General features: G+C 58.0%; 8 protein-coding genes. 4 read left to right on the plus strand and 4 right to left on the minus strand.

Going from position 1 to position 13,680, the window contains the following annotated elements; translation table 11 throughout:
- Window positions 1-66 precede the first annotated feature (66 nt).
- From CMASS_RS09125 to CMASS_RS09135, 3 genes are all read left to right on the plus strand, one after another.
- Complete coding sequence (locus CMASS_RS09125) at window positions 67-594, plus strand: inorganic diphosphatase (protein ID WP_022862934.1); 528 nt, start codon at window positions 67-69, stop codon at window positions 592-594.
- 256 nt (window positions 595-850) lie between these two features.
- Window positions 851-3,430, plus strand: a complete 2,580-nt coding sequence (locus CMASS_RS09130) for a YhgE/Pip domain-containing protein (RefSeq protein WP_022862935.1) — start codon at window positions 851-853, stop codon at window positions 3,428-3,430.
- Entirely contained in the window at window positions 3,431-5,611 is a 2,181-nt protein-coding gene (locus CMASS_RS09135) for a YhgE/Pip domain-containing protein (protein ID WP_022862936.1), read from the plus strand. It begins immediately after the preceding gene.
- A 64-nt stretch (window positions 5,612-5,675) separates the two neighbouring features.
- Here the strand turns inward: CMASS_RS09135 and CMASS_RS09140 are convergent, their stop codons facing one another.
- The 4 genes from CMASS_RS09140 to CMASS_RS09155 form a co-directional block, all read right to left on the minus strand.
- Entirely contained in the window at window positions 5,676-6,560 is an 885-nt protein-coding gene (locus tag CMASS_RS09140) for a cutinase family protein (protein WP_156831786.1), read from the minus strand.
- A gap of 203 nt (window positions 6,561-6,763) precedes the next feature.
- On the minus strand, window positions 6,764-8,455 hold the full coding sequence (locus tag CMASS_RS09145; RefSeq protein WP_022862938.1) for an AMP-binding protein: 1,692 nt from the start codon (window positions 8,453-8,455) through the stop codon (window positions 6,764-6,766).
- Between the two features lie 9 nt (window positions 8,456-8,464).
- A complete protein-coding gene (locus CMASS_RS09150; RefSeq protein WP_084684400.1) occupies window positions 8,465-11,695 on the minus strand; it encodes a cytochrome P450 in 3,231 nt (1,076 codons plus the stop codon).
- Between the two features lie 265 nt (window positions 11,696-11,960).
- Window positions 11,961-12,974, minus strand: a complete 1,014-nt coding sequence (locus tag CMASS_RS09155) for a GDSL-type esterase/lipase family protein (RefSeq protein WP_156831787.1) — start codon at window positions 12,972-12,974, stop codon at window positions 11,961-11,963.
- Window positions 12,975-13,213: 239 nt separating this feature from the next.
- Here CMASS_RS09155 and CMASS_RS09160 point away from each other — a divergent pair, with 239 nt between their 5' ends.
- Complete coding sequence (locus CMASS_RS09160) at window positions 13,214-13,678, plus strand: MarR family winged helix-turn-helix transcriptional regulator (RefSeq protein WP_027018650.1); 465 nt, start codon at window positions 13,214-13,216, stop codon at window positions 13,676-13,678.
- Window positions 13,679-13,680 lie beyond the last annotated feature (2 nt).

Here is a 13,680-nt window from a genome sequence, read left to right on the forward strand (position 1 = left end):
GGGCACCTGCGGCTAAAGTAGTGCGTGCACGCAAGCGTTTCTACTACCACGGGAGGTTTAGTAACCGTGAGCATCGAAGTCATCATTGAGATCCCCAAGGGTTCCCGCAACAAGTACGAGGTGGATCACGAGTCCGGCCGCGTCTTCCTCGACCGCTACCTGTTCACCCCGATGGCGTACCCGGCCGATTACGGCTTCATCGACAACACGCTTGCCGATGACGGCGATCCCCTCGACGCCCTCGTCATCACCCCGGAACCGGTCTTCCCGGGTGCGACCGTCATTGCCCGCCCGATCGGCGTGTTCAAGATGACCGACGAGGCCGGCGGCGACGACAAGCTGCTCTGCGTCATCGATGACGTCCGCTACGAGTCCTACCAAGACATCGATGACGTCGATGACTTTACCAAGAACGAGATCGAGCACTTCTTCGTCCACTACAAGGACCTTGAGCCAAACAAGGAAGTGCAGGGCTCTGGTTGGGGCAACCGCGAGGAGGCCGAGAAGATTCTGAAGGAGTCCTTGGAGAACTTTAAGGGCGACAACTCCCGCGAGAACCTCGAAGAGTCGAAGGAAGACAAGACCGTTAACTAACGGCTGGCCGTTAATTCCAACGGCCTTATTTAGTGTAAGGCGCCCGCCGCGGAGAACCACTCTCTCCGGCGGGCGCCTTTCGTGTTGTCCCCCGATCGGCCGTTCGCCGAAACCCAGCGCGCATCCACCTACCCCCGCGTGTTTCTGGCCATTTTGACCCCAGATCTGCGCGGATCGCGGCGAAAATGGCTTTTTCATGTACGGCGGCGGGCCTGCGTCACTTTCCCTGCCCTATCCCCGGCGCTAGAGTGTCTGTGTGCGAACTAGCTGGTATCTTTTCCTCCGCGATCTCAAGCGCCTGCTAAAAAACCGGCGGGTCTACGCCATCGTGTTGGGCGTCCTCATCACGCCGTCGTTGTATGCCTGGTTCAACATCAACGCCTTCTGGGACCCGTACTCCGCCACCGAAAACATCCGGGTGGCGGTGGTCAGCGAGGACACGGGCGCGCCCGCGCCCGCCGGCGCCGGCGGTTCCCCCGGCGAGACAATCAACATTGGCAAAACGCTCACGGACAAACTCGCCGACAACGACAAGATGGGCTGGGAATTCCCCGATGCGGACACGGCCCACGAGGGCCTGATGAAGGGCGACTACTTCGCCGAAATCCGGGTGCCCGCCGACTTCAGCGAGAAGCTCACCCACTTAGTCGACGGCGACTACGCCCACCCCACGCTCGACTATTACGTCAACGAGAAGGTCAACGGCATCGCCCCGTCAATTACCGATAAGGGCGCCAGCACCATCGGCACGACGATCACGGACACGTTCAAGCAGCAAGTCGCCGAAGCCACCGCGGAGCAGCTGCGCGATACCGGGATGGACGTGCGCGGCAAGGTGGATTCGGCCCGGGACAAAGCCTCCGGGAGCCTCGGCGAGGTCGCGGACAAGCTGGACGGTGCCAGCGCCACAGCCCAGGACTACCGCGGCCGGGTGGACGCGGCACGCCCGGCGCTCGCCAGTACCGCGGAGACCACCGACTCCATCGACGGTGTCCTGGCGGACCTCGAGGGCACCCTGGGCGAGGTCGACGAGCTCACCCACACCCTCCAGGGGACGGTCGCGGAGTTCTCCGGCGCGAGCTCCACCGCGCTCATCGAGTCCACCAACGCGCTCCAGACCGGCGCCGCGCGTGCCGATGCCTCACTGACCGACACCACCGACCAACTGCGCTCCACCCAGCGCCGGGCGCAAACGGCGGCTGACGATGTCGACGGCATCGTCACACAGGGCGAGGACACCGTCGCCCAGCTGGAAGGTCTGGCCGGCGCCGTGCCGCTGCCGCCGGACGCGCAGCGTGACGTCGACGAGGTGGTCGGCTCCCTGCGCGAGCGCACCGACGCCGCCCGCGCCGTCCTCGATGGGCTGCACGAGGTCGACCGCACCACCTCCCAGACCCTCGACTCGGTCGCCGGGCTCGGCGGGGAGCTGTCCGCCGCCGCCAACCAGGCCAGCGACTCCGCCCACGCCGCCAGCGACGGCATCGCCGCCAACGCCCCGGTGGTCAGCGCGAAGCTCGCCGATCTCTCCGGCAGCGTGTCCAAGGTGAAGTCGGCGGTGGAGAGCCAGCGCGCGCTGCTCGGGCAGACGAAGGATTTGTTCGCGGGCATCGACAAGCAACTGCAATCGACCGTGGCCATCCTCGACCAGGTCAGCGGAGACCTGCACAACTACGCCGGCTCCGCGCGCGACACCGAGGCGGACATCGCCGCGCTGCTGACCACCGGCGATAACGAGGTGCTCAACGACATCGTCGCACTGCAGCCGGATAACGTCGGCGATTACCTGTCCAGCCCAGTGACCATCACGCAGCACGCGGTGTACCCCACCGAGAACTACGGCAGCGCGATGGCCTCGCTGTTTACCAACCTCTCGCTGTGGATCGGCGCGTTCATGCTCACCATCATCTACCGCGTGGAGGCCGATAGCGCCGGCTTCCGGCGCGTGACCGTGGGCCAGGGCTACCTGGGGCGCTTCTTCCTCTTCGCGCTCATGGCCACCCTGCAAGCCGTCGTGGTGATGACCGGCAACCTCGCCTTCGGCGTCCAGCACGCCTCCGTGCCGGGGATGTACGCCACCGCGATTTTTAACTCGATGTGCTACACCGCCATCGTCTACGCCCTCGTCGCCGCCCTGGGCCACGTCGGCCGCGGCCTCGCCATCTTCCTGCTCATGGTGCAAATCCCCGGCGCCTCCGGCCTCTACCCCATCGAGCTCATGCCGGACTTTTTCCGCGCCGTCTATCCCGTGCTGCCCTTCCGGTTCGGCATCGACGCGATGCGCGAGACCGTCGTCGGCTTCTACGGCCACCACTACCTGCGCGACGTGTTCTCCCTCGCGCTGCTGGCCGCAGTGGTTTTCGCCGGCGGCTGGCTGTTCCGGCTGGCGCTGTCGCACTTCCACCTCATGTTCAACTCGCAGCTGGCGCGCTCGGAGCTCATCCGCAGCGAGAAGGTGGAGATCACCGGCTCGCCGTACCGCCTGTCGGACATCATGGCGGCCATCGGCGACCGCACCGAGTACCGCACGGAGGTGGACCGCCGCAGCCGGTTTATCCGGGACAACTACCGCGCGCTCATTACCGCCGGCATCTTTTTCGGCGTGCTCGGCATCCTGGTCATCACCGGGTTGGCCGCCTTCGCGCACACGGACAAGACGATCATGCTCGCGCTCGCCGTCGTCTGGCTGCTTGTCGTCATCGTCTTTTTGACGGTGGTGGAATACCTCAAGCAGTCGGCCATCGACGCCCGCGCGGTCAGCCGCCTTGACGATGCCGAGCTGCGCGACGCCATCGTCCACCGCCACGACTCCCAAGCCCCTGCATCGGAGGTGGAGTAAATGCGCACCGCGCTGTCCATTACCGCGCACGATCTGCGCCGGCTCTACACCAACGTCATGACCGGCATCGTCATGGTGGGCCTGGTGGTCCTGCCGTGCTTTTTTGCCTGGTTCAACGTCCTGGCCACGTGGAACCCGTTTGGGAACACGCAGCGCTTCCAGGTCGCGGTGGCGAACGCGGACGAGGGTTTTTCCAGCGACATGCTGCCGCTCAAGGTCAGCGCCGGCGACATGGCGCTGTCCCAGTTAGCGCGCAACCACGACATGGACTGGGTGATCACCGACGAGGACCAGGCCATCGAGGGCGCGAAGTCCGGCGAGTACTACGCCGCCATCGTCTTGCCCAAAACGCTGAGCAAGGACATGTTCACCTTCTACGCCGGCGATGCGCACCCGAGCGAGATCTCCGTCTACGTCAACGAGAAGAAGTCCCCGCTGTCGCCCATGCTGGTCTCTTCCGGCAGCGAGGGTGTGAACGAAAAGATCAACGAATCGTTCACCCATACCCTCTCCGAGGTGGCCTTCGGCGTGGTGGACACGGTGCACGGCGCGCTGAACGATGACGACACGCACGCCGCCCTCGATTCCCTGGAGACCCGCCTGCGCAGCGGCCGCGACGACCTGAACTCCGCGGCGGGCACCGCCGATGCCATCGCCGGGCTCGCGGACTCGACCGTGCCCGTGGTGGACAACGCGAACGGCATCGCGGGCTCGATGCGCGATTCTTTGGACTCGGTCGACGCCGCCGACTTCGACGGCCTCGGCGGGGGCATCGCGGGCAGCGCCGGCGCGATTGGTGGCGCGCTCGGTGCGGCCGGCGAGGGGCTTGGCCCCGTCAAGGATCAAGTGGACGAGATCCTGGCCAATGCCGGTGAGTCCCGGGAGGCGGCCGCGGCATCGCTTGACGATGTCGCCGCCCAAGTCAAGGTGTCCTCCGATCAGTACCGGGAGGTCCGCGATCGCCTGACCAACCAGCTCGGCCCCGCCCTGCCCCCGCAGGCCGGCCCGGCCATCGACGGCGCGCGGGCGGATCTCGATGACGCCATCGCCCGCCTCGACGGTCTGCACGACCGGTTAACCGACGCCGCGACGCGCCTGCGCTCCGGCCCGGCGAGCACGAGCGACGCGGACAAGCAGGAGATTCAGGCGTCCATCGCCACGGCCCGCGACGCCATCGCCGGGGTGCGCACCACCTTTGAGACCCAAGTGGTGCCCCAGGTGCAGCAGATCTCGGCCTCCCTGGACACCCTCAAGGGCGATGTGGCCGGTGCACGCGCGGACATCGATAAGACGATGTCCACCCTGGGGAACTCCCCGACTTCGCTGCGGGACACGCTCACCAACGCCGGCGGCGCGCTGCGCGGGCTTGCCGATGAGCTGCGCGGCACCGCCGGCAAGATGGACGAGGCCTTAGGCGCCGTCTACGACTCCAAGGAGACCGGCAACCTGGACAAGCTGGCTGAGGTCATCGCCGGCGACCCGGAGGAACTCGCCGATACGCTAGCCAAGCCGGTAGACATTGAGCGCCACGCCGTCTTTGAGCGCGCCAGCTTCGGCGCCGGCGTCGCGCCGCTCTACACCGTTCTCGCCCTGTGGGTCGGCGCGGTGCTGACGTGCGTGGCGGTGCGCACCGACAAGGATTCGGTCCGCCAGAGCGTGCGTGCCGATGCCGACGTCACCGCCATCCAGCGCTACTTCGGCCGCTACCTCACCTTCGCCCTCACGGGGCTTTTGCAATCCACGCTGCTCATCGGCGGGCTCATCGTCTACGTGGAGGTCAACCCCGCGCACCCGCTGCTGCTGTTCGTCGCCGGGTGGGTGGCCAGCCTGGTGTTCCAGCTGATGTGTTTCACCTTCGTGGACACCTTTGGCAACGCGGGCAAGGCCCTGGGCGTGCTGCTGCTCGTCCTGCAGGTCTCCGCCGCCGGCGGCGCCTACCCGCTGATGCTGCTGCCCGATTGGGTGAGTTCGGTGAGCCCCTGGCTGCCGGGCACCTACACCATCACCGCCATCCGCGCCGCGCTGTTCGGCACCTACGACGGCGACTTCACCAAGGCACTGGCGATGCTCAGCCTGTTCGTCCTCCCCACCCTCCTCATCGGCCTGGTCATCCGTCCGCTCATCGCCCGCCAGATCGCCGCCATCAACCAGGCGGTTGACGGTACTAAAGTAATGCAGTGAACGACAGTACTAAGTGATTCAAAAAAGCGCCTGTTGACAACTTATGCGAAGCCGCACACTCCGCCTAGCCACGGGAGGTTTCAGGGCTTTCCGCCGCGATATGATCCACCATTGCGTCAACCACCCACGGATAGTATGTAACGTGGGACACGTCACCCTGCATGAACGAAGGAAGATTCTCAACAAACTGGGGGAGATTCTCAGTCGCTTGAATCACCTCAGCTGACATCGGGCGCAGAGGATCAAATTTCCGCCCCGGTTCCGTAGCGTCCTTGGTTGTTGCATCCTTACTCAAAACATCACGATTGCAGATCCAATCTTCCGAATCACAAATATTCAGGACCTTATCCGCACCGGATCCGTACTTTCGGCGGCCAAGGATTCCGGTCGCACTCTGCGAGGCTCCACCAATGATTTTGGTGCCACCATTGTGCGGGTCTGAAAGCAAGGAAACGGGTTTTAGTCGCTTAGCTTGAATAGGCCCACGCCCGTCGAACACATCTTCCGCTATCCGGCCCGCGATATCAGCGCCCTCAGAGTAACCTGCAAGAGCAAAGTCGGAGTCGGGGCACTTCCGTGCTGCCTGCTTAAGGAACGACAAACCACCGTGATAGCCCTCTCTTTGAGAGCGCTCGTATGACTGCATGAACCATGGAGTTGCGTTGTAAGAAAGCGTCCGCGTCGCCACCCCCCGCTGCTCAAGCTTGGCCGTCACTTTCCGCGTCTGAAGTCCGTGCGGGATAGATTCCGGAATTGCCGCCAAAGAATTCAAAGCTCCCGGCACAACAAGCGCTACGACTGGAGTGCAGTCTGGAATATCGTGGAGGTCTCCCACGATAGCTCCCGAGACGCTCGCCGAAGCAGTTGGTGCCGCTAGGCCTAGCGCAGCCACCCCGGCCATCGAAAGTGCTAATAACTTCAGATTGCAACGGCTCATTTTAGAAGACACAGTAATTCTCCATGGCCTAACCTAGTTTCGCCAACTAAGTATAGCAGGATTACTGAACACGCATAGTACACCCGATGCCGTTGCGAACCTCCACCCCGACTATTCAAACAGACGTCCAGGACGCTTCGAAATAGACACCGCGTACCCCGCGGATTCAACAACCGAGCGTACGCGCACAAGGGGGGACATATAGCCGCCCCGATTTAAGCGGTCGAATGATCCGGCAACTGAGGCCTAATCACCTTACCCATGGCGTTCCTGGGGAAGTCATGGACGAAAAAGACGTCACGGGGCACATGTGCGTCAGAGAGTCCGGTTCGCAGGAGTTCTTTGACGACATCCTCGTTCAACTCGTCTTCACTAATCCCGTCCTCGCGGATTACGTAGCAACGCAAGGCCTGCCCGAATTTATCGTCACGGACACCATGAACGTGTACTTCCGAAACGCGCTCGTCACGAATGAGGACGTCTTCGAGCTCCGACGGAAAAATCTTCTCCGCGAACTGGGTAATAACCAGATCATCCGCGCGCCCAACGACATAAAGACGATCCCCCTTACGGTAGCCCTTATCGCCCATACGAATCAGACCGTTGTTGACCGTCGGCTTAATGTCTGGATCGGTATACCCGACAAACATATCGTAGCAACCGGCATAGACCTCGCCCATTTCACCATCGGGCACTGGGTTTCCGTCGTCATCGAGGATTTCGACCATCGCACCAGGGTATATTCTGCCGGTAAGCAAGGGGTCAGACGCCAACATACGCCCCGGGCTCATAGCAATGGCAGATGTTTCGGTTGACCCGTAACTATTAACCAGAACGGGCCCAAAGTACTTCGCCATACTTTCGACTTCGAACGGGGTTAAGGGACTACCAGAAGAAGTAATCCATTCTAACCCACTTACCCCAGCGGACTCTCGTTTATCGAGTTCTGAGATCATCGCACGAAGACGAGAAGCCGACGAGCACCAGCCGTTTACTTTATAGTCCTTAAGGACTTGGAGCGTTTGCTCAGACGAGTGTTTGCGCCGCGTAATGATTGTAGACCCAGTCACTAGAGTGACCATCATAATGCCCCATCCATAAAAGTGGAACAGTGTTCCCTGAACAAACACGTTCATTCCCCGTCGCCAAGGTACGGTTGCCAGCGCCGGGGCAATCCCCTGCGGGGAAAGCAACTGTCGACGGATGACACCTTTCGGCATACCCGTCGTCCCTGAGGTCATGACAACATGCTGGGACTTCGTGGGTTTCTCAGGAAGCCGATCCTCTCCCGTGTTTAGGACAGTGTTATCGATAATCTGCTTAAGGGTATCGGCTCGGTCAAGAGCTTTCTCGTCATCAACGAAACCGATGATGATGTCAAACTGTTCCTTTGTCTCCGGAAGCAAGCGATCATAAAATTCCTGATCCACGACAAAAGCATCGATATCATGAAACCCGAGCACCTTGTGAATCTGCTGTCCTGAGCTATTCGCATTGATCATGAAGATGTGGTAGCCCAGCATCTGTCGAGCACAAAGTGGAAATACGGCTGCGCGTCCGTTGAGTGCCATTACGGCAACATTGTCACCTTCATGCACCCCTCGTTCTTGCAGACCGTGGGCTAGGCGGTAAACACGATCAAAAAACTCTAGGTATGTGAGTTCACCTTCCTCATCAACAAAGCCAAGTTCATCCGGGTACTTTTTGGCGTTTATAGCGAGAGTCCCGGATTCAAGGCTTCCCCAGCGCCGACGAATTGCAACCTCTTCCCTTAGCGAAGACAGAGAAGACGGTTTTTCAAGAATCTTTGACTCGCGCATCGCGCGAAGAAAGAAGAAAAACTGCTTCATCACTTCAGCACGGCTAACGCCGTGCTCGGAGGATGGCTTAAGAGTATAGGTCGACATAAGTCCTCACTATTCGAATACGTCGGCAACGTATGAGAATTTCTCACGTTGCATTTTGTCAACGACAGTAGCTGCTTCGTTTTCCGATACGCCTCGGGTATCGGCCACTATCGACACGAAGGTTTGGCGAACTGCAGGAGCAAGGCGGCGTGCATCCCCGCATACCAAAACCTTCGCGCCCCGTTCGCATAGGCTTGCTACCTCATTTCGATCCTCCCAAAGACGGTGCTGAACGTAGCGAATACGACCGGTCTCGCCATCGACGGGGTGGCGCGAAAAAGCAGGCCGAACGTCCACAATATTTGCTTCTTCCAAAGTGCGAAGCTCATCCGAGTAAAGAAAATCAGATTTCTCACCATGGCATCCGTAGTAGAGAACAGCCTTAGGTTCAGATGGTTTCCTTGGAGCTTCGACTGGATTAGCCGCCAAGTCCTGAAGAAACGCTCGCAATGGAGCAATACCCGTACCCGCACCAATAAGTATCGCAGGGGCAGTAGGTTCTTTGTCCGGCTTGAAGGCAGGGTTACCGGCTACAACTCGGACCTGGATTTTACTACCAACCTCCAAGTTCGCGAGGTAGGTCGATGCTACTCCCGCAAAATTACCATAGCCCGACCAGGCAGGCTCATCAATTACTGAGAAGGTGATAGCCGGTGTGTTATTCCCGCGACTCGACGACGAAGAAATGGAGTACTTACGAGGTGAGAGGGGTTCCAAATTTTCCAGAAAATTAGTCAAATCTGGACGAATCGACGGGTACATCTCCAGTAAGTCCAGGAGACTAACGCGACGATCCAAAATCTCATTCTGGTACAGCGGGCCAGCAAGCTCCTGAATATCAGACTTTTCTGGAGGGCAGGGGCATTCTTCGGCGAGTTTAGAAATAAGCCGTTGCGTAGGAATGGTCGAAAGATTCACATAATCTGCAAATATTTCCCGGTATGTAACGGGCGTGTTTGACGGCAAGAAAGCATGATCCGATCTAACAATAACGCGATCATCACCTAACAAACCGAACGTTTTTAGTGCCCGTTCAACTAGATCCGGGTTGTTCCGAGGCAAAATTTCCAGATAGTCACCCGTTTCGAAAGTGACGCTACCCGGCAGTTTTACCTCCAGATGCATTTTGGTACGGATTGGGCCGTTGTCATCGTTGGTAGAGGACAGTACTGCCTTATCCGTGACTTGAGCGGCTACGTACTGCGCATCCGTAGCACCGGAGCCATATTTCGCTGCGTTGAGGAAATGGGACCGGTTTGTTGAACCCTCGAGAACTAACTTTTCACGCTCGTAATCGTGATGGTCGACATCGTAATTTTCAGCGACCGTATTCCACAGTTCTTCAGACCAGTCTTGGAACGCGCCCAGGTGGTCCCCTCTTACGTCCGCGGCGCCACGTTCGACTAAACGATATGCACCACATTCGTTAAGAAGTTCGTCCACCAGAGTCGGCACTCTCTGAAAAGTAGAGGCCCACTCACTATTGCCGCTGCCGAATACCGCGTAGTTCACGCCAGTCAAATCGGGATCATTGACTGAAAGCCATTCGAGGAATTGTGCAGCATTATCTGGTGGCAAGCCCTCATAGGAAGAGGTGACTATTAAGACCGGGTCACCACACTGCAGGTTGTCGACAGCTTCATCGAGGTCCATTACCTCGACGTCATATCCCTGACGGAAAGCAAAACGCTCAAGTTTTTTCGCAAAGGTGAGACACGTACCGGCGTTAGATCCGACAGCTATCTGGATAGTGTGCCCATTGGGCTGAACGTCCGAGAGAGGGAGGGATAAATCTTCTTTACGATCTTCATTCTCGCGACGAGCTCGCCTGCCGGTAAACTCATGTCCCGGCCGGTTATGAACCTTCACCAGAAGATCTTTGGGCTTGGAAGTCAACCCATCAATGACGTCGAGTTCGTACTCAGGATCAGCAAATTCAAAATCGAAGTGCTGAACCATTAACGCCAAGACCATAGTTGCTTCCTGCAGCGCAAACGCTCGGCCTAGGCATGATCGTTGACCGTTTCCGAATGGTTTCCACGCATGCTGTGGTATGTCTTTCGCGTTCTCAAAATCAAACCGTTCAGGCCGGAATTCTTCAGGAGAATCCCAGACGTCGGGATCACGGTGCACCCTCCCAAGCAGTACAAGCAACATGTCGTCGGGCTTGACCGTGACACCTTCATGTTTAGCGTCTTTACCGATGACCGTTTCTTCGTACGAACTAACCGCAAACGCTGGTGCGGTAGGGTAAAGCCTCAATCCCTCTCGCAACACTTGGTCGAGGTAACCGAGTTCTTTGAGATCCGAGTAATCAGGGAACCTACCGCCGAGAACGCGGTCGACAATTTCCCGGGCTTTCTTAAAGACCCGAGGGTTTTTAATAAGCTCGTACACGACGAAACTCAGCAAACCAGATGTTGTCTCGTGACCTGCAATCAGGAACGTAATCAGCTGATATCGGAGGTTCTCATCGGAAAGCTTAGCACCCGTTTTCGGATCCTTAGCTTCCAACATGACGTCTAGGACGTCTCGGTTTTCCGTGGTACGTGGGTTTTCCTTCCTTTCGGCGATGAGGGAATCAACCGTGTCCTTCATCGTCGTTATATCTCGGTCGTATCGACGCGTTCCTGGGACGTTTAGCTTGTTTAACACATCAGGCATGTGAGAACGCTTACCTGAATCTTTGAGCCCGTTCGCCATCGCGGCGACAAACGGGTGCAGCTTCTCGGAATAGAAGGAGTTAAAGCGGTAGCTGAAAGAACAGAGTGCAATTGTATCCAGCGTCAATCGCGTGCAATCTCCCGGTATATCGACAGGATCATCGCTGCGCGTACGAGCCCATTTGAACATAAGTTGCTCAGCAATATCCGTCATACCTTCATACATTTCCCGTAAGGCAGCCGGATTAAATGCCGGCATTAGGATACGGTGTGCCTGGCCCCATTCTGGTTCGTCGTAGTAGGACGTGAAGAGCCCGTTACCTGCAAACGTGCGGATAGCCTCAAGCGACGGATGAATTGCTTTGTGAAAGCGTTTCTGGTCACATAACTCGTGGGTGAGGCGGTGGGAGCCGATAATGTACAGAGGAGGTTGCCCCGGCAGATCATGTAGGAATATTTCCCCGTACTTGTCCCCTAGCTCGGTCTGGGACTTCACTAGATTGTTCGGGTTAACACTGTATGCAGTCCCGATCACTGGTAGAGATTTGGGACCGGGAACTTGGCTTCGATCCACCATAAAGTCTCCTAAGCAACTTTGATTTTACGCGCTGGGATTCAACCACCAAGCTCTAAGCCTGAAGGAATTTGGTTGGGTCTTTTAGAAGAAGTAATCCACTATGTGCTGCACGTCCGGATACACGTTCAAGGTTCGCCCGATGGGGTCATCGAGTTGCAAGGATCCCACTACTTCGATGGGGGCGGTGGTCAAAGGGTAGTTGGATACAATCTCCATTAGCCATGGAATATCCATCAAGACTCTCTCTTCCTAAGCGTTATAGGTTCTATGCGTTATAGGTGTCAGCCAGACGGTTCGCGTAGTATTCGTTACCCGCATCCGTCAGGTGGAACGTGAAGTTATGCGGAGAATCATCGAAGATCGAGGCGCTTAAACGATCCGGGTTCGTGCTGCACCCGTTATTATTGTTCGCCAGGTTAATTTCAGAAACCATGTCCAGGAACTCTACGCCGTGCTGTTCAGAGACTCGCCTCTGGGAATTCCGTAGTTCATCCTGATAGTAGGAAACGAACGGGAAGTACCAGCGGGAAACTACTCCGAACATGTTCGTAGGACAGGTGTGGTTAGCCCCGTCAGTTTGATCAGGTAGACCAGTCATTACGATCTTTGCATTCGGAGCAGCTTCTCTGATGCGGTCGATAGCCCGGCCGACCTCACGATCGTACCGACGGTTGCGCTCTTCTTGCCCCATTTCCGGACCGTTGCCTGGCTGGTAAAAGTCATTAATACCGATAGAAACCGTCACCAGCCTGGTTCGCCCGTCGAGATTCCCTTCATTGAGGGCTTGATCGACCTGGTCGTTTAGGGTGTTGTGAGGGATCGGATCGTTGTCTCCACTCGGGGTGAACGCCGTAGAGCCGCCGCAGGAGTAATCCGCAAGACGCAAACCGGTTTTTTCGGCTGTCCTCGATGGAAAATTACCTACTCCTTGAGCGCATCGACCGTCACGAATGGTGGGCCACTCGTAGTCTGGGACCTGTTTTTTAATACGGCTTGCAAGGATATCGATCTGCCCTGGATTAGCGGCCACCGAATCACCGAAGGAAACGTAGCTCTCCTCTACATTCTGGTTCGGTAGCTCTCCAGGCTGCAGGCGCGGCTGAGGTAGCTGGATGGGCACCCGTCCAGGAAGTTCGTTCAACTGTTGCGCTGCGTCGATAGGAGGGAGATCCGGAAATTGCACCGACCCGGCTGGCTGCTCCTGCGCATTAACCGGAGCTGTTAGCAGCCCCACCGTGATCATACTAACCGCCGTAGTTCCGGCGATACGCTTCTTCACTTCGTACCTCTCTCTTTAGTGCACCTGCATCTCGAACGCCGCAGACCTCGAGTCATTTCTGCGACCCCATTGAGACTATCAGCCCTGACCCACCAAATGTTACGCTTCGAATCACCGACGATACGAGCCTGAGGTATATTCCCACCCCCATTCTATTAGGAACCCTAGCTTCTCCGCCTGGCCAACCGTAGGCTACCCCAATAATATATTGACCCCATAGGTGGTCTATGGTCATAGACATGACAAATACGAACCTGAACGCCATCCCCACGGCTCTCCTGGAGTCCCCCTCGTTTCAACTCGAGCGAGTGCGGAGACGAACCCGTGAGAAGGTAGAAACAGCACTTGCCGCTAAGAAGACCACACTCCGGGAATATTGGGTTTTGACCTGTCTTGTCGATGCCGACGCGGCAAGCCAAGCGTTTCTGTCGGAAACCCTTGCCATAGACGCCTCGGACATGGTGCGTCTGATCGACTCGCTGGAAAGCAACGGATGGGCCAAACGACAACGCGATCCTAAGGACCGCCGACGGCAGATCGTCGCGTCTACAAAGAAAGGATATAAGGCACAGCGGGAGCTGTCGATCCTAGTTTGTGCGGCGGAAGATGAAGCCCTCGACGACTCCACGTCAAAGCAGTTGAAACACCTCCGCAAACTGGCAAAGGCGATCATTTCCGCCGATACTGAAGAGGGAGCCTCTTAATT

Source organism: Corynebacterium massiliense DSM 45435 (assembly GCF_028609805.1).
GTDB classification, from domain to species: Bacteria; Actinomycetota; Actinomycetes; order Mycobacteriales; family Mycobacteriaceae; genus Corynebacterium; species Corynebacterium massiliense.